Genomic DNA, 21,104 nt, shown 5'->3' with positions numbered 1-21,104 from the left:
TCGTCTTTTTTCGTGTTACGCTGTGATCCAAGCTTCGTTAGCTGGATTTTTACGCCACTCTTGTAATTTTTTCGTTTCAGCTTGTCCAATCATACCTTTTTCTGCTGCAACTTCAGTTAATGCACTGTAATCACTTAAAGAATATGATGCTACGTTAGCTGCTTCTAGTTTTTCTTTTCCTGCTTCTAATTCATATGTGAAGATTGATACGATTCCTAATACTTCACATCCAGCTTCGCGAAGTGCTTCTACACATGTAATTGCACTACCGCCAGTTGAAATTAAGTCTTCTACTACTACGACTTTTTGACCTTTTTCAGCTTTTCCTTCGATTTGGTTCCCTTTACCGTGACCTTTTGCTTTACTACGTACGTAGCACATTGGTAAATCCATACGATCGCTTACCCATGCAGCGTGCGCAATACCAGCAGTTGCTGTTCCTGCAATAATTTCTACAGTTGGGAAGTGCTCTTTAATTAACTCTTCTAATCCAGCTGCAATCGCTTGACGTACTTTTGGATAAGATAAAGTTAAACGGTTATCACAATAAATTGGTGATTTCATACCTGAAGACCAAGTGAATGGATCATTCGGTTGTAAAAATACTGCTCCAATTTCTAATAAATGCGATGCGATTTCTTTTTTCATACTGTTACACCTTCCCACTGTTGTTTTACTGTTTTATACGCTTCAAGCGGATTTTCTGCTTTTGTAATACTACGTCCAACTACGATGTAGCTTGAGCCAAGTTCCCTCGCACGTTTCGGTGTTGCTACGCGCACTTGGTCATTTACATCATCGCTTGCAAGACGAATTCCCGGTGTTACTGTTACAAATTCATTTCCGCATACTTCACGTAATTTTGGAACTTCAAGTGTTGAACAAACAACGCCATCAAGTCCACTTTCTTTCGTTAATTTTGCATAATGAGCAACCGCTTCTTCTAACGTTTTCTCAATGCCGATCTCTTTTTTCATCATAGCTTCCGAAGTGCTTGTTAGTTGTGTAACTGCAATACAAATCGGTCTCTCTTTTCCTTCTTGCTTACCTTCCTCTAATCCCTCAATCGCAGCTTTCATCATGCTGCTTCCCCCAGCAGCATGAACATTTACCATATCAACATCTAGACTAGCTAGGCTACGCATAGCGCTTTTTACTGTATTCGGAATATCATGAAGTTTTAAATCTAAGAAGATCTTATGTCCCTTTTCTTTTAAGTACGTAATAATCGCAGGGCCTTCTTTGTAAAATAACTCCATACCTACTTTGACAAATAACTCTTCCCCTTCAAAGTGGTGTAAGAATTGTTCTACTTCTTGTTTCCCTGGAAAATCTAGTGCAACGATTAACGACTGTGACATGTTTGCTTCCAGCTCCTTCCTTGACATTCCGAAATGTGATCAAATCCTAATTCATCTAATAATGCTGGTAACTCTTCAATAATTGTCGGACATACGAACGGATCGATAAAGTTCGCTGTACCTACTGCAACTGCGCTTGCGCCAGCATAGAAGAATTCAATTACATCTTCAGCTGTTTCAATACCACCCATTCCGATAATTGGAATGTTAACCGCTTGGCTTACTTCATGTACCATGCGAATTGCTACTGGCTTAATCGCAGGACCTGATAATCCGCCTGTACGGTTTGCTAAAATTGGTTTAGCTGTTTTTAAATCTAGACGCATACCAAGCAATGTATTAATCATCGTTAAACCATCTGCACCTGCATTTTCAATCGCTTTTGCAATTTCTACTATGTTTGCCACGTTCGGTGACAATTTCACGTATACAGGTACTTCAGAAACCTCTTTTACTCGCTTCGTTAAATCAGCAGCAATTTCAGGATTTGTACCAAAGGCGATACCACCTGTTTTTACGTTCGGACAAGAAATGTTTAATTCTAGTGCATGGACATTAGGCGCTTTAGAAATTTCCTTCGCAACCGCTACGTAATCCTCAGCTTGTGAGCCTGCAACGTTTGCAATAATTGGAAGGTCAAATTGTTCTAACCATGGTAATTCCGAATTCATTACTTTGTCTAATCCCGGGTTTTGAAGTCCGATTGCATTTAGCATGCCCCCTGGTGTTTCAGCAACACGAGGCGTTGGATTTCCATAACGTGGTTGTTCTGTCGTCGCTTTAATCATGATTGATCCTAGTACACTTAAATCGTAAAACTGTGCATATTCACGACCAAACCCAAAGCATCCAGATGCCGGTATAATTGGATTTTTTAATGATAATCCTGGTAATTCAACTTGCAATCTGTTCATAGTACAACCTCCCCGATTGGAAATACTGGTCCGTCGCTACACACCTTCTTGTAAGAATGTCCACTTGGATCTTCTTGTAAGTGGCATACACATGCGAAACAAGCTCCAATACCACAGCCCATACGTTCTTCTAATGAAATATAGGCTTTTTTCTCTTTGTAACGTCCTTCTAATGCACGAAGCATCGCTAGCGGACCACATGAATAAAGAATATCAAAGTCAATTCCGTAATTATCAATTACATCTGTGACAAATCCTTTTGTACCGTGTGTACCGTCTACTGTCGCAACGTACGTATCACCAAGTTCTGCAAATTTTTCTTCATAGAAAACTACATCTTTCGTTTGAAAGCCTAAGATGTGAATAACACGTACACCTTTTGCAACGAGGCGCTGTGATAATTCATAAAGTGGTGGTACACCAATTCCCCCACCTACTAGTAAAGCTGTTTGACCAGCTTCTGCTTCTTCTACAGGAAAACCGTGTCCTAATGGTCCTAGTACATCTACCATTTCACCTTGTTTTCTAGTTGCTAATGTTTTTGTCCCTTGTCCTTCGGCACGATATAGCATTGTAAATTCGTTCTTCTCTTGATCTACATTACAAATACTAATTGGGCGGCGCAGAAGGGGCGCAATGCCCTCTGCTACCTTAATGTGTACAAACTGCCCTGGTTCGTTCATTTGCTGTACTAACGTTCCTTGAAGCACTAATTCGTAAATATTTTTTGCGATTTCTTTTTGGTTAACGACGATCATATTTTGCTTTTGCATCATGCATGTACCACCTCGTGACGCTTTGTTTGCGTAATTTCTTTCATTGAATGAGCTGAGAATGTCATAGATTCTAATACTCGTAAGATTGCTCTTGTTGTATCAAGTGATGTTAAGCAAGCCACACCATTTTCTACTGATTCACGGCGAATGCGGAAACCATCACGCGCTGGTTGTTTACCTTTTGTTAATGTGTTAATTACAAACTGTGCTTTTCCTTGACGGATAATATCTAGTAAGTTGTAGTCTTCAGAATCAATTTTGTTTACAACTTGTACTGGGATATTTTGCTCTTCTAATGATTGTGCTGTTCCAGCTGTTGCTAATAAGTTATAGCCGATTTCGTGGAAACGTTTTGCAATTTCCATCGCCTCTTCTTTATCTTTATCCGCTACAGTAATGATTACTGAGCCGTGCGTTGGGATGTTAATTCCAGAAGCAACTAATCCTTTATATAATGCTTTTTCAAGCGTTAAGTCTTTACCCATTACTTCCCCTGTTGATTTCATTTCAGGTCCTAATGTTGTATCAACTGAGCGTAGTTTCGCGAATGAGAATACCGGAGCTTTTACATATACTTCTTTCTCTTCTGGGTGATAGCCAGTTCCGTATCCTTGCTCTACTAGGTCTTGCCCTAAAATAACTTTCGTTGCAACATTCGCCATCGGTACGCCTGTAATTTTACTTAAGAACGGTACTGTACGGCTTGCACGTGGATTTACTTCAATTACGTACACTTGATCTTTGAATACTACAAACTGGATATTTAGTAATCCAACAATGTTTAATCCTTTTCCAAGTGCAATTGTATGTTCAATGATTTGTTCTTTTAGTTTTTCAGATAAACTTTGTGGTGGATATACTCCAATTGAGTCACCAGAGTGAACTCCAGCGCGTTCAATATGTTCCATAATACCTGGAATGAATACATTCTCACCATCGGAAATTGCATCTACTTCAATTTCTTTACCAACCATGTAACGGTCGATTAATACTGGGTGATCTGCATGAACTTTAACTGCATTTTTCATGTAGTGCAGTAGTTCTTCTTGACGATATACGATTTCCATCGCACGTCCACCTAGTACGTAAGATGGTCTTACTAATACTGGGTAACCAATTTCTTCTGCGATTGCTACCGCTTGTTCTACAGTCGTTGCTGTTTTACCAACTGGTTGCGGGATGCCAAGTTTTGTTAAAGCAGCTTCGAATTTATCACGATCTTCTGCACGGTCTAAGTCTTCAAGTGATGTTCCTAAAATTTTCACACCGTGTTCTTCTAGTTTCGCTGCTAAGTTAATTGCCGTTTGTCCACCGAACTGAACGATAACACCTTCTGGTTTTTCTAAATCGATAATATGCATTACATCTTCAATCGTTAATGGTTCAAAGTATAATTTGTCAGAAATACTGAAGTCTGTTGAAACTGTTTCTGGGTTGTTGTTAATGATAATTGCTTCATATCCAGCTTCTTTAATTGCCCATACTGAGTGAACTGTTGCGTAATCAAACTCAACACCTTGACCAATACGGATCGGACCAGATCCTAGAACTACTACACTCTTACGATCTGTTACAATCGATTCATTTTCGTCCGCATATGTGCTGTAGTAATATGGCGTTGCAGATTCAAACTCTGCCGCACAAGTATCTACCATTTTGAATACTGGCATCATATTATTTTCTTTACGCATATCGTAAATTTCGCGCTCCGTTTTGTTCCAAGCTGCTGCAATGTAGTGATCGCTGAAGCCCATTTCTTTTGCAGTTTGTAGTACTTCCATATTTCCTACATTCGCTTTTACTTCACGTTCCATATTTACGATGTTTTCAACTTTTTGTAAGAAGAAGAAGTCCATTTCACACCATTCATTGATTTCTTCTTTCGTTACACCTTGGCGAATTGCTTCTGCTACAATAAACAGTCGTTCATCATCCGCTTTAATGATACGTTTTTTCATCGTTTCTTTATCAAGTTCTTTTAAGTGGTCTAATTCTAAGTGATAAATGCCAAGCTCTAAAGAACGAACTGCTTTTAGTAATGATTCTTCTAAGTTACGTCCGATTGACATAACTTCACCAGTTGCTTTCATTTGTGTTCCAAGCGTTCTGTTCGCTGATTCAAACTTATCAAACGGCCAACGTGGAATTTTTGAAACAACATAGTCTAACGCTGGCTCGAAGCAAGCGTAAGTTTTTTGTGTTACTGGGTTTACGATTTCATCTAACGTTAAGCCGACTGCAATTTTTGCTGCTAATTTCGCAATTGGATATCCAGTTGCTTTAGATGCTAGTGCAGATGAACGACTTACACGTGGATTTACTTCGATTACATAGTATTGGAAGCTATATGGATCTAGTGCAAGCTGAACGTTACATCCACCTTCAATTCCTAGTGCACGAATAATTCGTAATGACGTGTTACGTAACATTTGGTATTCACGGTCGCTTAGCGTTTGGCTCGGTGCTACAACGATTGAATCACCTGTATGAACACCAACTGGATCGATATTTTCCATGTTACACACTACAATCGCGTTATCATTTGAATCACGCATTACTTCGTATTCAATTTCTTTACAGCCAGCAATACTTTTCTCTAATAAACATTGTGTTACTGGGCTATGTTTTAAACCACTTGTTACGATTTCAATTAGCTCTTCTTCGTTATGACAAATTCCGCCGCCCGTTCCTCCTAATGTGAACGCTGGTCGAACGATTACTGGGTAACCAATTTCGTTTACAAATCCATATGCTTCATCAAGGTTATGAATAATTTCACTTGGTGGTGTTGGTTCATTTAAATCTTGCATTAATGTACGGAATAAATCACGATCTTCCGCTTGCTCGATTGCTGATAATTTTGTTCCTAAAATTTCAACTCCGCACTCGTCAAGTACGCCTGATTTTGCAAGTTCAACAGCCATGTTTAAACCTGTTTGACCACCTAATGTTGGTAGGATTGCATCAGGACGTTCTTTACGAATAATACGGCTTACGAATTCTAATGTTAATGGCTCGATGTATACTTTATCTGCTGTTGCAGTATCCGTCATAATTGTTGCTGGGTTAGAGTTAACAAGGATTACTTTGTAACCTTCCTCTTTAAGAGATTGACAAGCTTGTGTACCAGAGTAGTCAAACTCCGCTGCTTGCCCAATTACAATTGGTCCTGATCCGATTACTAAAATTGTGTTAATGTCTAGGCGTTTTGGCATAACTCTTCCCCTTCTTTCTTGAAGTTTTCAATCATTGTTAAGAAATCTTCGAATAAATCATTTGCATCTTCTGGTCCCGCTGAAGCTTCTGGATGGTATTGTACTGTAAATGCCGGGAACTTCTTATGACGAAGACCTTCTACCGTTCCATCGTTTAAAGCAACATGTGTAATTTCAAGATCTGTATTTTCAACTGATTCTTCTTCTACTGCGTATCCGTGGTTTTGAGATGTAATTGCTACTTTTCCAGTTGCAAGATTTTTTACTGGATGGTTTAAACCACGGTGACCAAATTTCAACTTACTTGTATTTGCACCTGATGCTAGAGCGAACAATTGATGTCCTAGGCAAATTCCGAATAAAGGAACTTTACCGATAATGTCTTTTAACATTTCAATTGCTTCTGGTACATCTTTCGGATCTCCAGGTCCATTACTTAACATAATTCCATCTGGGCTAAGGCGTAAAATTTCTTCCGCTGTTGTGTTGTAAGGAACTACAATTACATCACAGTCACGCTTATTTAATTCTCGTAAAATACCATGTTTCATACCGAAGTCTACTAGTACAACTCGGTGACCACGACCTGGGCTTGGGTATGGATCTTTCGTTGATACGCGTTTTACATGATCTGTAAATACTGTCGCTTTTAATTGGCTTACAATGTACTCTACATCTGCATCCATGTTACAAAGGCGTCCACGTAATGTACCGTATTGACGAATTTTTCTCGTTAATTTTCTCGTATCAATCCCTGCTAATCCTGGGATATTTCTTTCTTTCAAGTAATCATTTAACGAAATTTCATTACGGAAGTTTGATGGGTGATCACAAATTTCGTTTACGATTAAACCATTTACAGATGGGTGAATGGATTCAAAATCGTCACGGTTAATGCCGTAGTTTCCGATTAATGGGTACGTGAATGTTACGATTTGACCGCAATATGATGGATCAGATAATGTTTCTTGATATCCAGTCATTCCTGTTGTAAATACAACCTCACCTGACTTTTCGATTTCGCCTCCGAAACCTGTTCCAATTAATACTGTTCCATCTTCTAAGATAAGTTGTCTTTTCATACTAATGCACTCTCCTTTTGCCATGCGATCTTACCACCAACGATTGTCATTACCGGCCATCCTTGGCATTTCCAACCTGCGAATGGTGTATTTTTTCCTTTTGATAAGAATGTTGTTGGGTCAATCTCTTCTTCTTGTTCTAAATCAATGATTGTAATATCAGCTGCTCTACCTTCTTTTAGGCGACCTGCTTCTAAGCCGAATGTATCAGCTGGCTTTTCTGTTAAGAATTGAATTAACTGTTCTAGCGTAATAACTCCCTTTTTCACAAGGTTTGTGTATAGAAGCGGGAATGCTGTTTCAAAACCAGTAATTCCAAACGGTGCTCTTTCAATTCCTTGTGCTTTCTCTTCCGCTGTATGCGGTGCATGGTCAGTTGCGATCATATCGATCGTTCCATCTAATAAACCTTCAATTAATGCTGCATGGTCTTCTTTTCCACGAAGCGGTGGGTTCATTTTAAAGTTAGGATCAGCTGATGGGATATCATCTTCACATAACACTAGGTGATGCGGTGTTACTTCTGCTGTTACTTTAATTCCAGCGCGTTTCGCATCACGGATTACACGTACAGAACCTTTCGTACTTACATGACATACGTGATAGTGGCAATCTGCTGCTTCAGCAAGCAGTATATCCCTTGCAATATGTACAGATTCACATACTGATGGGATACCGTTTAATCCGTGTTTCTCAGAAAACTTCCCTTCATGTACACAACCTTTATTAATAAGCGTATTCTCTTCACAGTGCGCAACTACTGCCATATCTAATTTTGCTGCACGTTTCATAGCCGCTAACATCATGCTCGCATCTTGTACGCCTACGCCGTCATCTGTGAAAGCAAATGCTCCAAGTTCTTTTAATGTTTCGAAATCTGTCATTTCAGAACCAGCTTGACGTACTGTAATTGCTCCGTATGGTAGTACGTTAACATGAGCTTTTTCTTCAATACGTTTTTGCAAGTCTTCCATATGTTCTCTGCAATCTGGTACCGGGCGTGTATTTGGCATTGCGCAAATTGTAGTGAATCCACCTTTTGCCGCTGCTAGTGTACCTGTTTCAATTGTTTCTTTATGTTCACCACCTGGTTCACGAAGATGTACGTGTACATCTACTAATCCAGGTGCGATTAACTTTCCGTTCACATCGATTACTTCAGCATTATCTGCCGTAATATTTTCTGCTACCTTAGCGATTTTACCGTCTTGTACGAGAAGATCCGTTGCTACGATTTTTTCTTCTTCATTCATATAACGACCATTTTTAAACAAATAATTCATGTTTCATTCCTCCTAATACATTTGGTAAGGCGCGTTTTAGTACAGCCATTCTTACGTAAACTCCATTTTCCATTTGTTTAAATATACGTGAACGCTCACACTCAACAAGTTCACTTGCAATTTCAACATCACGGTTTACAGGAGCTGGATGCATAATAATGCTTCCTTCTTTCATACGCTTTTCTCTTTCTACTGTTAATCCGTGTTTCTCATGATATTCTTTCATAATGTCTGTTTCATAATGATCATGACGCTCATGTTGTACACGGAGTAACATCATTACATCAACTTCTGGAACAAGTTCATCTAATGGTTTGTATGTTCCAAATGTGTTGTCTTCATCTTTCCACTCTTCTGGACTTGCAAAGTAAATTGTTGCACCAAGCTTCGTTAATGCTTCTGCATTAGAACGTGCTACTCGGCTATGACGAACATCTCCTACTATTGCAATCTTCAAACCTTCAAATCTTCCAAACTCTTGTTTAATTGTAAGAAGGTCCAGTAGGCACTGTGTTGGGTGGTTTCCGCATCCATCTCCAGCATTTAAGATTGGAATATTCACCTGATCTTTTAATTCATCGAAGTAGCGATCTTGCTCGTGGCGGATGACCACTGCTTTTGTTCCGATTGATTCTAGTGTTCTTATCGTATCGTATAGAGTTTCTCCTTTTTGTACGCTAGATGCATCAGCTGAAAAGTTTAAAACATCAAGTCCTAATCTCTTCTCAGCAACTTCAAAGCTAAATCTCGTTCTCGTACTATTCTCAAAGAACAAGTTCGCAACAAAAGTTTGCTCTGTCGTTTTGCTCTCTTTTCCATTCGCAAAATCTTCTGCATCTTTTAGGATTTCTGAAATTTCTACTTCCGATAATTCACTCATCGTTAACAAATGGCTCATCGTCATCCCTCATCTTTCTGATTTTTATGTTACCACTTTTGAATTTTTATAACAACTTTTGCATAAAAATACCCTAATCGTGTGAGACTAGGGTGCAAGAAAGAAGCCACCCTTTCCGGTCTCACAGGACTGAATTAAAAGGTTATTATTATGAAGCAATCTGCTTAGATTGTTTTATTTGTTTCGTTTCCGGTAGTAGTAGATTTAACAGTACACCTACAATTGCTGCTAGTGCCATTCCTTCTACTTGGAATGATTCTCCTACGTGAAGTACCGCTCCACCAATACCGATTACTAATATTACTGATGCAATCATTAAGTTTCGTTTGTCACTTAAATCTGTTTTATCATCTACCATCATGCGTAATCCGCTTGATGCGATTACACCGAATAGTAAGATTGATACACCACCCATAACTGGTGTTGGGATCGAATGAATCAGTGCAGAAATCTTACCGATAAATCCGAACATGATTGCGAATACTGCTGAACCGATGAATAAGTATACACTGTATGCTCTCGTAATTGCTAGCACACCGATGTTTTCACCATACGTTGTATTCGGTGGCCCACCGATTAGTGACGCGATTAATGTTGCTACTCCGTCACCGAAGATTGAACGGTGTAAACCTGGTTTTTCAATTAAATCTCTTTTAATAACATTTCCAAGAACAATTTGATGTCCGATATGTTCTGATATTGTTACTAGTGCAACTGGTACCATCAAGAGTACAATCTTCCATGAAAACTCTGGTGTGTATGTTACAAATGGTACTGTGAAATCTGGTACAACAAACCATTTTGCCTCAGCTACCGGCTTTAAGTCTACTAGCCCTTGGAAGTAAGCGAAGATATATCCGCCGATAATGCCAAGTAACACTGGTATGATACTGAAAAATCCTCTTCCAAATATCGAGCATATAATTGTAATTGCTAATGTTACTAACGCTACTGAAAAGTGTGTAAAGCTATACTTGCCATCCGCACCGTTCATCGCCATGTTAACTGCTGTATGTGCTAAAGCTAGACCGATTACCATTACTACTGGACCAACTACGATTGGTGGTAGTAATTTCATAATCCACTCTGATCCTGATTTCTTAATTCCGAGTGAGATTAAGATGTACACAAGTCCTGCTAGCAAACCACCAAGCATTGCCGCTCCCGGTCCACCTGCCGTTTTCGCTGTTATAATCGGTGCGATAAAGGCGAATGATGATCCTAGATAAGCAGGTACTTGACCTTTCGTTATAAGAAGGAATGCTAACGTTCCTAATCCACTTGATATTAATGCTACTGATGGATTCAATCCTGTTAAAAACGGAACAAGCACTGTTGATCCAAACATCGCGAACAAATGTTGTATACTTAAAAATAACCATTTTCCCGGTTTCGGTACTTCATTAACGTCTAACACTGGCTTTTGTTCCATTGTTACATCCTCCTTCAGTTTAAATCTTTGCAATAAAAAAACTCTTTGTGCCTGTGCACAAAGAGTCCTACACTTTCGTATGCCAAATTTGACATATGAAAGCCAAGACCCTTTGGCAGCCTCACAGGACTACATTTAAAAGGGCTTTACTTATCGTATATGCTTACTCGATCTTGTTGATCTGTCTCTTGCAAATCAACTTCGATACGCTCTTCACTTGATGTTGGAATATTCTTCCCTACATAATCAGCGCGAATTGGTAATTCGCGATGACCTCTATCAACAAGAACCGCCAATTGGATTTGAGATGGTCTACCTAAATCCATAAGAGCATCCATTGCTGCTCGAACTGTTCTTCCTGTATATAATACGTCATCCACAAGGATAACTTTTTTCTTCGTAATATCTACAGGGATATCAGAACCTTTTACAAGTGGTTCTTTATTTTTCGATTGTAGTGTTAAATCATCACGATATAACGTAATGTCTAACTCTCCAACTTCCATTTCTTTTCCTTCAATTTGACCAATTCGTTCTGCCAAACGTTGTGCAATAAAAATTCCACGAGTTTTAATTCCGACAAGAACACAATTATCGACACCTTTATTTCGTTCCACGATTTCATGACTAATTCGTGTTAAAGCGCGGCGAATCATTTGGTCATCTAAAACGACAGCTTTCTCTTGCATGCTCTACACCTCCAAGCTTTTTTCTTGCGTGAGAGTAATGGTATAAAAAAAGTCCTCTCAGCGTGTGCGAGAGGACTTTTGAAAAAAGGGTACAACATACCCTAAGTATTTCAAACCGTTACCTTCTCAACCTCACGGGGCTGTGTTAAAGGATCATTATTTAACTGTTGTCAGTATCTCAGTTTTCTTATGATTTGTCAATACTATTTTCGTAAAATATTTAATGCGTCTTCAAACACTTCTGGAATCGGTGCCTCAAACTGAATATATTCACCCGTACGAGGATGATCAAAGCCTAAAATACCCGCATGAAGTGCTTGTCCATTCATATCTAACGTTTTCTTCGGACCATACTTCGGATCTCCTGCAAGTGGATAGCCAATATATTTCATATGAACACGAATTTGGTGCGTACGTCCCGTTTCTAAGCGACATTCTACAAGTGTAAAGTCTTTAAAGCGTTCTAACACTTGGAAGTGCGTAACAGCGTTCTTACCATTTTCATCAACTGTCATACTTTGACGCTCTTTCTTATCACGAGCAATCGGAGCATCAATCGTTCCCTTATCATGCGGAATCACACCGTGTACAATCGCTTTGTAACGTCTCGTTACTGTTTTTGCTACAAGCTGATTCACAAGCGATTCATGTGCCATATCATTTTTAGCAACCATTAATAGTCCAGATGTATCTTTATCAATACGATGCACGATACCTGGACGCATTACACCGTTAATGCCTGATAAGTCTGTACAATGATGCATAAGGCCATTTACAAGTGTACCACTTGTATGCCCTGGTGCTGGATGTACAACCATACCACGTGGCTTATTTACAACAAGCACATCTGCATCTTCATAATAAATTTCTAAATTTAAATCCTCTGGTTGAATATCTAACTCTTCTGGTTCAGGAATTGTTACTGTAATTTCATCTTCTTCTTTTACTTTATAATTCCCTTTTACCGCTTTCCCGTTTACTGTCACAACGTCATCTTTAATCCATTGCTGCACTTGCGTACGTGACCATTCGTTATTTATCCCTGCAACGAATTTATCAATTCGCTCATTTTTTTGCTCTGCTGCAACTGTTACTTGTACTACTTCACTCATTCAATTACTCCTTCGCTTTCTTGCCTTCTAATAATGTTTGAATAATAATTAATACAACACCAATACATAATGCTGAATCAGCTATATTGAATACTGGATAGTTGTACGAGAAAATATACACGTGAATGAAATCCACTACTTCTTGTCTAAATACACGATCAATAAAGTTACCAATTGCCCCGCCCAAAATTAGGCCTAGCGAAATACCTAGAAGCTTGTCTGTTTTCGCATACTTTTTCATATAAAATACAATAAACACTACAAAAACAACTGTAATAATGTAGAAGAACCACATTTTATTTTCTAAAATACCCCAAGCAGCGCCTCTATTTCGATGTGATGTTATGTATAATACATTGTCGATAATCGGAATACTCGTACCCAATTCCATGTTCTTTACAATTAACCACTTCGATATTTGATCGATAGCAATGACGAATAACGCTATTACATAATATATCATTTTCATTTCCCCCACAAAGACAGTGTACCTCAAAATTTTAGCATAGCTGCTACCTTTTCACAATGAACCTTTATAGAAGAATAAAATAAATTAAAAAAAGGTAATATAATATCGTTGTGCGTATTCATACATTTACCTTTTCATAAAAGAATTCATGAATCGTACGGGCAGTCGGCATTGTCTTCATTTGCTTTGTCGAAATTAATCTCCCCGTCTCTTCACAAATACCATACATGTCTATTTCCATTTTAAATAATGCGCGTTCTACATCCTTTAAATCCTCTTTTATATCATGTAATAGCAATTTTTTCTTTATCTCTTCCTTAATTTCATATCCAAGCTCTTGGCTGAACTCGACATCATATTTGTGCATTACTTCTTTAGCTAGTCTCTCTTGCAACTCTTTTCTCATCAATTGCAATTCTTCTTTTATTTCCATGTAAATTTCATTCACGTGTACATTCCTCCTAGCTGTAATGTACAGTTAGTGTGTCCGAAATTTATTTGCTTACCTCACACACATTTTTCCTTCACAGGAAAGAGTCTGAAAGTGATTTTGATATGCCATAAACAAAAAAACTGACTGCATCAATAGCAGTCAGCTTTTTTGTTTATTTTACATAGTTTTCTTTAACAACTGTTGCACAACGCTCACATAATGTTTCATGTTCAGCATCTTTACCAATTGTTTCTGAAACTACCCAACAACGTTCACATGTTTCACCAGTTGCTTGAGCAACAACAACCGCTGTATGTTCATACTTCGGTGCATCTGCTGGCGCTTCATCCATCATACCACCAAGTTTATACTCAGAAACGATGAATAATTGCTTTAAGTCTTCGCTAATAGACTCTAACATAGCTTTCATTTCTGCAGTTGGATATAGCGTAATGCTTGCATTTAATGACTTACCGATTACTTTTTCATTACGAGCTACTTCTAGTGCTTTTAACACATCATCACGTAATGTCATAAATGCATCCCATTTTGTTTTTAACGCTTCCGCGTCATCTAATTGTACAGCTTCTGGCATATCAGTTAATTGTACACTTTCTTCTGTTACGCCTGGAATGTATGGCCATACTTCATCAGCTGTATGCGGTAAGATTGGTGTTACAAGTTTCGTTAACGCAACAAGAACATCATATAATACAGTTTGAATCGCACGACGATCTTCGTGGTTTGCACCTTCAATATATAAAATGTCTTTTGCAAAGTCTAAATAGAATGAACTTAAATCAATTGTACAGAAGTTATGAATTGCATGATACACAGCAGCGAAGTCGTATGTCTCATATGCTTCTTTAACTTTTGTAATTAAGTCATTTAATTTCACTAACATGTAACGATCTACTTCACGAAGTTCAGCTACAGCTACTGCATTTTCACTTGGCTTAAAGTCGTCTAAGTTTCCTAATAAGAAACGGAATGTGTTACGGATTTTACGATACACTTCTGCTACTTGTTTTAAAATATCATCTGAAATACGTACGTCAGATTGATAGTCAACAGAAGATACCCATAAGCGTAAAATGTCTCCGCCTAATTGATCCATAATTTTCTTCGGTACGACAATGTTTCCAATCGACTTACTCATCTTACGTCCTTCACCATCTAGTACGAAACCGTGACTTAGTACGCCTTTATATGGAGCTTTACCTGTTACAGCAACTGCTGTTGATAATGAAGAGTTAAACCAACCACGATACTGGTCAGATCCTTCTAAATATAAATCAGCTGGACGCTGTAAATCTTCGCGCTCTTCTAATACCGCTTGGTGAGAAGAACCTGAATCGAACCATACATCCATGATGTCTGTTTCTTTACGGAATTCGCCATTTGGGCTACCTGGATGTGTAAATCCTTCTGGTAATAGATCTTTCGCTTCACGCTCGAACCATACGTTAGAACCGTGTTCACGGAATAAATCTGCTACATGGTTAATTGTTTCATCCGTAATAATTGGATCACCATTCTCAGCATAGAATACCGGAATTGGCACACCCCATGCACGCTGACGAGAAATACACCAGTCACCACGGTCACGAACCATATTATGAAGACGAGTTTCTCCCCATGCTGGTACCCATTTTGTTTCTGCTACAGCTTCTATTAATTCTTTACGGAATGCTTCAATAGATGCAAACCACTGTGCTGTCGCACGGAAAATAATTGGTTTTTTCGTTCTCCAATCATGTGGGTATGAATGTGTAATGAATGTTAGTTTCAGTAACGCGCCTACTTCTTCTAATTTTTCTGTAATTGGTTTATTAGCTTTATCATAGAATAAGCCTTCAAATCCAGGTGCCTCATTTGTTAATACACCTTTATCATCGACTGGGCAAAGTACTTCTAATCCATACTTTTTACCAACAACGAAGTCATCTTCCCCGTGTCCTGGTGCTGTATGAACACAACCTGTACCTGCATCTGTTGTTACGTGGTCTCCTAGCATAACTAATGAATCACGATCGTAGAATGGATGTTTTGCAACTGTGTACTCAAGTTCGCTACCTTTTACTGTTTTCACAACTTCAGCATTTTCCCACTCTAACGTTTTTGCAACTGTCTCAAACAGCTCAGAAGCAATGATATATTTCTCATCGTTTACTTTTACAATGCTATATTCAAGCTCTGGGTGAACAGAAATACCTAAGTTTGCAGGTAATGTCCAAGGTGTCGTTGTCCAAATGATGTACTTTTCATCACCTTCTAATACGTTCTTTCCATCTTTTACAGGGAATGCTACGTAAATAGATGCTGATTTTTTATCTTGATATTCAATTTCAGCTTCCGCTAAAGCAGATTCACTCGTTGGAGACCAGTAAACTGGTTTTTGACCTTTATAGATATAACCTTTTTTCGCCATGTCACCAAACACTTTGATTTGTTGTGCTTCATAAGCTGGCTCTAAAGTAATATATGGATTATCCCAATCTGCACGTACACCTAGACGCTTAAATTGTTCACGTTGACGTTCTACTTGTTCATATGCATACTCTGCACATAACTTACGGAACTCAGCAACTGTCATTTCTTTACGTTTTACACCTTTATTTGTTAAAGCTTGTTCAATTGGTAAACCGTGCGTATCCCATCCTGGAACATATGGCGCACTAAAACCAGTCATTGATTTATAACGAACAATAAAGTCTTTTAATACTTTATTTAATGCATGTCCCATATGAATGTCACCATTCGCATATGGAGGTCCATCATGCAATACAAATAAAGGACGTCCTTTTGTATGTTCTTGTACTTTTTCGTAAATATTCATTTCAGCCCATTTTTCTTGCATTGCAGGCTCACGTTTTGGTAAATTCCCACGCATTGGGAACTCTGTTTTTGGCATCAGTAATGTATTTTTGTACTCCATGCTCAATTCCTCCTTACATGTATAAAAGAAACACTTAAAAAACGGAATAAAAAAGAGACCTTCTCATCCCAAAAAGGGACGAGAAAGTCTCCCGCGGTACCACCCTAGTAGATCATATACATATGTATAGAATCCTCTTTATATTCTTAACGCGAATACACGCCTACGCTTACTCTATTTGTTCAGCGCGGAACTCCAGGGTGATATTCCCACTATCTCCTTATCCTGAGCTTACACCATCCTCAGTTCGCTATATAAGGTTTGAAAAGGTACTTATCCCTATCTTCGTTTTTCTTAATAAATATGTTGTTTAAAATTATATGTAATAATGAGAAAAACGTCAAGCTTACACTGTTTCTTCTTTTTTCAACAGTTCATCTACTTCGTCTTCTAATTCAATTAGTTTATCCCAATCATCGTTGTTTAACATCTCAAGCTGTGTTTCTAATAACATACGGAAACGAGTTCGGAATACTTTCGCTTGTTTCTTTAGCTCTTCAATATCAAAAGCAACTTTTCTTGATTTTACTAATGCTTCGTTAATAATACGATCAGCATTCTTTTCAGCTTCACGCACAATTAATTTCGCTTCTTTTTGCGCATTACGTTTTACTTCTTCCGCTGCTTCTTGTGCAACGACGATAGATTTGTTTAACGTATCTTCAATATTAGAGAAATGATCTAACTTCCCTTCTAACTGCGCAACTTTTTCTTCTAAAGCTTTTTTCTCACGAATGACCAATTCATAATCTTTGATAATTTGATCAAGAAACTCATTTACTTGATCTTCATCATAGCCACGGAATCCGCGACCAAATTCTTTGTTATGAATATCTAATGGTGTTAACGGCACAACGCCACCTCCAAGTAGTTATCTAAATTTCCTCTTTCAATTATATCTTTTCTTCGACAAAATAGGAGGATTTCCTTCTAAAAAACCAATCATTTTAGTATACCATACAAAATTCTCCATTTGTCGCGTTTTGTTCTACCTTCTACAGAAAATAATTTACTTCGGCCATATCCTCTAACAGAAAAAACATCTCCTGGATAGCATTCATAAGAAGTTTGCTCCACTGTTTTCCAATTGACTTTTACTAAACCATTTTTTATGAAAGGTTGTACTTTCTGTCTAGATAAATGTAACATTTCAGCTAACATAACATCTAAACGAAGTGAAGAAACCGTTCCAGATTTCTCTCCCCACGTTTCATCTATCTGTAGAATTTGTTCTCCTTGCACTGACGCTAAAGAGACTTTTACTTTCCCTATTGATTGTAAGTTCATCTCAATATACGATACAATTTCTTTCGCAACTACAATTTGGGCACGATTTTCTTGCAGCAAAATATCACCACATTTTTCTCTTGTTAAACCAAGAGACATAAATGTACCTAATATTTGCCTATGTTCTAGCGTATAAAACTTGGAAGGATAGTCAATTTCTAATACTTCTACTTGAAATTCTTCTTCATTTAATTCTAGATAGTCTGGATAAATAAGTGCTCTTTTACGCTCTGCATTAGGCGTTGCACCACCAAATTGTACAGCAACATCACCTTGTCCTATTACCATAGAAACAATTTGTTGTTGCCTAGGATCAAGAAAATCCGTTAACTTCACTTGATGGTACTCCGCCGCTCGCTTCCACTCTAGCACTTTATCCACAAAGACCTCCTCATCAGGCCTAAAATGTTCGTAGATGCTCATGTATTTACCTTCTTACTATAAGAAATAGCTTAATAAACTGAACAAACCAGTTTTAGCAAGTTTCAACGCAAAGATCGCAACGATTGGAGAAATATCAATCATTCCAAGCGGCGGAATAAAGCGGCGGAATGGTTCTAAATACGGTTCACAAATACGTGCCAGGAACTCTCCAAAAGATGATTCCTTTGCACCAGGAAACCATGATAGGAGAATGTAAATAATAAGTGCCCACGAGTAAATCTCGATAGCATAACTTAACACTATAAAAACTGTTGTCATGGCGTATTACCACCTCTTTATATTTGTTTCTTCTTCTTCACCGAATAACTCTGAAATCGCACCAACAATATCTACATTTTCAGGTGTACACATAAATGTTTTCGGCCCTATTTTTTGAATGTCCCCGCCTATAGCGTATACAGTACCACTTAAAAAGTCAACGATACGTACCGCTTGATCAGTAGACATTCTCTGCAAATTAATTACAACAGCTCGTCTACCTTTTAAGTGGTCCGCAATCCCTTGTGCTTCCGAATATGTGCGTGGTTCTAATAAAACAACTTTTGAAGATTGTTTTGCTGTTTCAATACTCACAACATTTTGCTTCGGTTGCGCTTTCGGAAACGTAACGTCTTGTTGTTCTGGTGGATCTTGCTGCTTTTTCATGTCTGTTTGCTCCTTTTCATAACCATATTGAGCTGCTTCTTTTTCTTCCGGTGTATCAAAAAAGAAGTATTTTACTTTTGACCAACTCATAATAAGATTCTCCTTCCTTTTACGCTTTTCCTACTAAAATCGTTCCCAAACGAATATATGTAGCCCCTTCTTCAATTGCAATTGTGTAATCGTTGGACATTCCCATTGATAATTCTTTACATGGCGCATGTAATAACTCTAGCTCCTGCACCTCTGTTTGCAGCATACGTAATTCCTTAAAACAGCGTCTGATTTCTTCCTCTTCTTCTGTAAATGGAGCCATCGTCATTAGTCCAACCACTTCAATTTTATCGAATTCTTGCAAACTTTGAATAAAAGAAACAACCTCTTCTATTGCCAATCCTTGCTTCGATTCTTCAGATGAGGTTTTCACTTGAATAAAGCATTTCACTTTCTTATCAGCACGTTTCTGAATTTCTTTCGCCAGCGAAAGACGATCTAACGAATGTAAATAATCAATTTCATTAATGATTTCTTTTACTTTTCTCGTTTGTAATGAGCCAATAAAGTGCCAATTAACTTTTGAACCGAAATGCTCGTATTTCTGTAAGAAACCTTCATTTCTATTTTCACCTAAATCGATAATTCCAGCTTCAATTACTTCGTTTGTTTTTTCAATCCCTACAGTTTTTGTAACTGCAACAAGTTTAATATCTTGCAACGAACGTCCAGCTCGAGCGCAAGATTCTTTAATAGCTTCATTTACAATTACTAAATTTTCTTGTACTGTCACTTGCTTCCTTCCCCCTTAAAACCTATGAAACTCAACATTCTTCCTGTCTTACCTTGATCACGACGATGAGAGAAAAATAGTTGCTCTTCACAGCTTGTACAAAGAGATGACATTACAATATGCTCTTCTTTTATGCCTGCTTGTACACATAATATACGATTAATTTCTTTTAAATTAATTGCGTACTGCCCGTCAGAAATTTTTTGATGAGGAACAGCACCGCTAACTACTTCCTGTGCTGCTGTTAATACACGATCATCCACAACATAACAACAAGATCCGATCGACGGCCCAATTGCAACATGAATTTCATCACTTGAAATACCTTCTGCATTCCACTTTTGAATCATTTCCTTTGCAATCTCTTGTACAGTGCCTTTCCATCCAGCATGCGCAAGTCCTATCATACCATGTGATGGTGCATAAAAATAGAGCGGAACACAATCCGCGTAACAAGACGTTAACAGAACATCTTCATTACTCGTATAAATGCCATCTGTTTTTGAAATGCCGTCCTCATATGAATAGACACCACTTCCCTTTTCCTGTTGCCCTACTTTTTCAACATGATGAGCATGAACTTGTTCAGAGCAAATCCAGTTTTCTAATGGTTTTTGTAACTTATTTGCTAAAATGCGTCTGTTTTCATGAACGTTCTCCACGATATCATTCACATGTAATCCTAAATTCATCGCATGAAAGGAGCCCGTACTTATCCCACCATCTTTTGTCGTAAATCCAGCAGTAATGTTTCCAAGTTCTTTCCACGCTTGTAAATACAGTATACCGTCCACATATTTAAATGGTTCTCTCATAATAAAGCGGCTCCTTTTAATTAAAATAACAGAAAAAAGCATGGTACTTCCTGTCTATTTTACCATACTTTTATTTTTTCATAATCCTAACAGAAAAAAAAGAGGAATTTGTAATATTCTTTATGAAATTGTCGGTGTTTGTATTGATTCTGTTACAGAATTAACAGGATTTACTCTTACAAGTATGACATCTTCCCCAATTTTCACAATTTCCTTCCAAGGAATTACAATCTCAACATCTTTTCCAAAAATACCTAGCATACGTGTCTGTTTGGAAATAATAACAGAACAAATTTTCCCTGTGTTCATATCAATTTCAATATCTCCAATATTCCCAATCCTTTTTCCATCTGAAATATTTATAACATCCTTCATCTGTAACTCTGAAATTCGTATCACCATTTTTATCCTCTCCCTTATATGACAAATTGGAAACTGTTTCTCATATTTACAGGAAGCCACCTATACGAAACACCATGCTAGTTTCATTATATGAACACTAATCCCCTACTATGAGCACAAACCAT

At 38.0% G+C, this 21,104-nt stretch carries 21 protein-coding genes and 1 other annotated feature; all 21 genes read right to left on the bottom strand.

All coding sequences use genetic code 11. The annotated features are described in order from the left end of the window. Nucleotides 1-15 precede the first annotated feature (15 nt). Nucleotides 16-648: an orotate phosphoribosyltransferase gene (gene pyrE / locus IQ781_RS24030; protein WP_000711440.1), complete on the bottom strand. Its 633-nt coding sequence runs from the start codon at nucleotides 646-648 to the stop codon at nucleotides 16-18. Beyond that, nucleotides 645-1,361, bottom strand: coding sequence for an orotidine-5'-phosphate decarboxylase (gene pyrF, locus IQ781_RS24025; protein WP_000083510.1), 717 nt, complete (start codon nucleotides 1,359-1,361; stop codon nucleotides 645-647). Before pyrF ends, pyrE begins: the two co-directional genes overlap by 4 nt. Beyond that, nucleotides 1,346-2,275: a dihydroorotate oxidase B catalytic subunit gene (gene pyrD / locus IQ781_RS24020; protein WP_001081049.1), complete on the bottom strand. Its 930-nt coding sequence runs from the start codon at nucleotides 2,273-2,275 to the stop codon at nucleotides 1,346-1,348. The genes pyrF and pyrD overlap by 16 nt, the downstream gene beginning before the upstream one ends. Then, on the bottom strand, nucleotides 2,272-3,051 hold the full coding sequence (gene pyrK, locus IQ781_RS24015) for a dihydroorotate oxidase B electron transfer subunit (protein ID WP_000983359.1): 780 nt from the start codon (nucleotides 3,049-3,051) through the stop codon (nucleotides 2,272-2,274). The genes pyrD and pyrK overlap by 4 nt, the downstream gene beginning before the upstream one ends. Next, on the bottom strand, nucleotides 3,048-6,266 hold the full coding sequence (carB, locus tag IQ781_RS24010) for a carbamoyl-phosphate synthase large subunit (protein WP_001126101.1): 3,219 nt from the start codon (nucleotides 6,264-6,266) through the stop codon (nucleotides 3,048-3,050). Before carB ends, pyrK begins: the two co-directional genes overlap by 4 nt. Next, nucleotides 6,251-7,348, bottom strand: a complete 1,098-nt coding sequence (locus tag IQ781_RS24005) for a carbamoyl phosphate synthase small subunit (protein WP_000828680.1) — start codon at nucleotides 7,346-7,348, stop codon at nucleotides 6,251-6,253. Before IQ781_RS24005 ends, carB begins: the two co-directional genes overlap by 16 nt. After that, nucleotides 7,345-8,631, bottom strand: a complete 1,287-nt coding sequence (gene pyrC, locus IQ781_RS24000; RefSeq protein WP_139846727.1) for a dihydroorotase — start codon at nucleotides 8,629-8,631, stop codon at nucleotides 7,345-7,347. Before pyrC ends, IQ781_RS24005 begins: the two co-directional genes overlap by 4 nt. Beyond that, nucleotides 8,615-9,529: an aspartate carbamoyltransferase gene (gene pyrB / locus IQ781_RS23995; protein ID WP_000018849.1), complete on the bottom strand. Its 915-nt coding sequence runs from the start codon at nucleotides 9,527-9,529 to the stop codon at nucleotides 8,615-8,617. Before pyrB ends, pyrC begins: the two co-directional genes overlap by 17 nt. Before the next feature lie 148 nt (nucleotides 9,530-9,677). Further along, on the bottom strand, nucleotides 9,678-10,961 hold the full coding sequence (uraA, locus tag IQ781_RS23990; protein ID WP_000435928.1) for a uracil permease: 1,284 nt from the start codon (nucleotides 10,959-10,961) through the stop codon (nucleotides 9,678-9,680). A gap of 146 nt (nucleotides 10,962-11,107) precedes the next feature. Continuing rightward, nucleotides 11,108-11,650: a bifunctional pyrimidine operon transcriptional regulator/uracil phosphoribosyltransferase gene (gene pyrR / locus IQ781_RS23985; RefSeq protein ID WP_001156491.1), complete on the bottom strand. Its 543-nt coding sequence runs from the start codon at nucleotides 11,648-11,650 to the stop codon at nucleotides 11,108-11,110. Nucleotides 11,651-11,853: 203 nt separating this feature from the next. Continuing rightward, nucleotides 11,854-12,762, bottom strand: coding sequence for an RluA family pseudouridine synthase (locus IQ781_RS23980; protein WP_000005829.1), 909 nt, complete (start codon nucleotides 12,760-12,762; stop codon nucleotides 11,854-11,856). A 4-nt stretch (nucleotides 12,763-12,766) separates the two neighbouring features. Next, on the bottom strand, nucleotides 12,767-13,225 hold the full coding sequence (gene lspA, locus IQ781_RS23975; protein ID WP_000642180.1) for a lipoprotein signal peptidase LspA: 459 nt from the start codon (nucleotides 13,223-13,225) through the stop codon (nucleotides 12,767-12,769). Between the two features lie 124 nt (nucleotides 13,226-13,349). After that, entirely contained in the window at nucleotides 13,350-13,679 is a 330-nt protein-coding gene (locus IQ781_RS23970) for a TraR/DksA C4-type zinc finger protein (protein ID WP_001002956.1), read from the bottom strand. Between the two features lie 157 nt (nucleotides 13,680-13,836). Continuing rightward, complete coding sequence (gene ileS2, locus IQ781_RS23965; RefSeq protein ID WP_000455951.1) at nucleotides 13,837-16,602, bottom strand: isoleucine--tRNA ligase; 2,766 nt, start codon at nucleotides 16,600-16,602, stop codon at nucleotides 13,837-13,839. Between the two features lie 71 nt (nucleotides 16,603-16,673). Then, nucleotides 16,674-16,897: a binding site (T-box leader), on the bottom strand. 51 nt (nucleotides 16,898-16,948) lie between these two features. Further along, entirely contained in the window at nucleotides 16,949-17,455 is a 507-nt protein-coding gene (gene divIVA, locus IQ781_RS23960) for a septum site-determining protein DivIVA (protein WP_001131611.1), read from the bottom strand. 89 nt (nucleotides 17,456-17,544) lie between these two features. Continuing rightward, entirely contained in the window at nucleotides 17,545-18,312 is a 768-nt protein-coding gene (locus tag IQ781_RS23955) for a YlmH family RNA-binding protein (protein ID WP_002164454.1), read from the bottom strand. 15 nt (nucleotides 18,313-18,327) lie between these two features. Then, complete coding sequence (locus IQ781_RS23950; RefSeq protein ID WP_000214233.1) at nucleotides 18,328-18,591, bottom strand: YggT family protein; 264 nt, start codon at nucleotides 18,589-18,591, stop codon at nucleotides 18,328-18,330. 6 nt (nucleotides 18,592-18,597) lie between these two features. Beyond that, complete coding sequence (locus IQ781_RS23945; protein WP_000119129.1) at nucleotides 18,598-19,068, bottom strand: cell division protein SepF; 471 nt, start codon at nucleotides 19,066-19,068, stop codon at nucleotides 18,598-18,600. A gap of 19 nt (nucleotides 19,069-19,087) precedes the next feature. Continuing rightward, the gene (locus tag IQ781_RS23940) at nucleotides 19,088-19,762 is read right to left on the bottom strand and encodes a YggS family pyridoxal phosphate-dependent enzyme (protein ID WP_000218005.1); all 675 of its coding nucleotides are present in this window, start codon (nucleotides 19,760-19,762) and stop codon (nucleotides 19,088-19,090) included. Beyond that, nucleotides 19,759-20,577: a peptidoglycan editing factor PgeF gene (pgeF, locus tag IQ781_RS23935; protein WP_017657591.1), complete on the bottom strand. Its 819-nt coding sequence runs from the start codon at nucleotides 20,575-20,577 to the stop codon at nucleotides 19,759-19,761. Before pgeF ends, IQ781_RS23940 begins: the two co-directional genes overlap by 4 nt. A 120-nt stretch (nucleotides 20,578-20,697) precedes the next feature. Next, nucleotides 20,698-20,979, bottom strand: coding sequence for a YlmC/YmxH family sporulation protein (locus tag IQ781_RS23930; protein ID WP_000236745.1), 282 nt, complete (start codon nucleotides 20,977-20,979; stop codon nucleotides 20,698-20,700). Between the last annotated feature and the right edge of the window lie 125 nt (nucleotides 20,980-21,104).

It is taken from the genome of Bacillus sp. N447-1 (genome assembly GCF_022701035.1).
Taxonomy (GTDB): Bacteria; Bacillota; Bacilli; order Bacillales; family Bacillaceae_G; genus Bacillus_A; species Bacillus_A cereus.
This window is presented reverse-complemented; position numbering and strand designations above follow the sequence as displayed.

Coding starts and splice junctions, on each gene's coding strand:
- pyrE (WP_000711440.1), bottom strand. CDS start 648: ATGAAAAAAGAAATCGCATCGCATTTATTAGAAATTGGAGCAGTATTT.
- pyrF (WP_000083510.1), bottom strand. CDS start 1,361: ATGTCACAGTCGTTAATCGTTGCACTAGATTTTCCAGGGAAACAAGAA.
- pyrD (WP_001081049.1), bottom strand. CDS start 2,275: ATGAACAGATTGCAAGTTGAATTACCAGGATTATCATTAAAAAATCCA.
- pyrK (WP_000983359.1), bottom strand. CDS start 3,051: ATGATGCAAAAGCAAAATATGATCGTCGTTAACCAAAAAGAAATCGCA.
- carB (WP_001126101.1), bottom strand. CDS start 6,266: ATGCCAAAACGCCTAGACATTAACACAATTTTAGTAATCGGATCAGGA.
- IQ781_RS24005 (WP_000828680.1), bottom strand. CDS start 7,348: ATGAAAAGACAACTTATCTTAGAAGATGGAACAGTATTAATTGGAACA.
- pyrC (WP_139846727.1), bottom strand. CDS start 8,631: ATGAATTATTTGTTTAAAAATGGTCGTTATATGAATGAAGAAGAAAAA.
- pyrB (WP_000018849.1), bottom strand. CDS start 9,529: ATGAGCCATTTGTTAACGATGAGTGAATTATCGGAAGTAGAAATTTCA.
- uraA (WP_000435928.1), bottom strand. CDS start 10,961: ATGGAACAAAAGCCAGTGTTAGACGTTAATGAAGTACCGAAACCGGGA.
- pyrR (WP_001156491.1), bottom strand. CDS start 11,650: ATGCAAGAGAAAGCTGTCGTTTTAGATGACCAAATGATTCGCCGCGCT.
- IQ781_RS23980 (WP_000005829.1), bottom strand. CDS start 12,762: ATGAGTGAAGTAGTACAAGTAACAGTTGCAGCAGAGCAAAAAAATGAG.
- lspA (WP_000642180.1), bottom strand. CDS start 13,225: ATGATATATTATGTAATAGCGTTATTCGTCATTGCTATCGATCAAATA.
- ileS2 (WP_000455951.1), bottom strand. CDS start 16,602: ATGGAGTACAAAAATACATTACTGATGCCAAAAACAGAGTTCCCAATG.
- IQ781_RS23955 (WP_002164454.1), bottom strand. CDS start 18,312: ATGAGCATCTACGAACATTTTAGGCCTGATGAGGAGGTCTTTGTGGAT.
- IQ781_RS23950 (WP_000214233.1), bottom strand. CDS start 18,591: ATGACAACAGTTTTTATAGTGTTAAGTTATGCTATCGAGATTTACTCG.
- IQ781_RS23945 (WP_000119129.1), bottom strand. CDS start 19,068: ATGAGTTGGTCAAAAGTAAAATACTTCTTTTTTGATACACCGGAAGAA.
- pgeF (WP_017657591.1), bottom strand. CDS start 20,577: ATGAGAGAACCATTTAAATATGTGGACGGTATACTGTATTTACAAGCG.
- IQ781_RS23930 (WP_000236745.1), bottom strand. CDS start 20,979: ATGGTGATACGAATTTCAGAGTTACAGATGAAGGATGTTATAAATATT.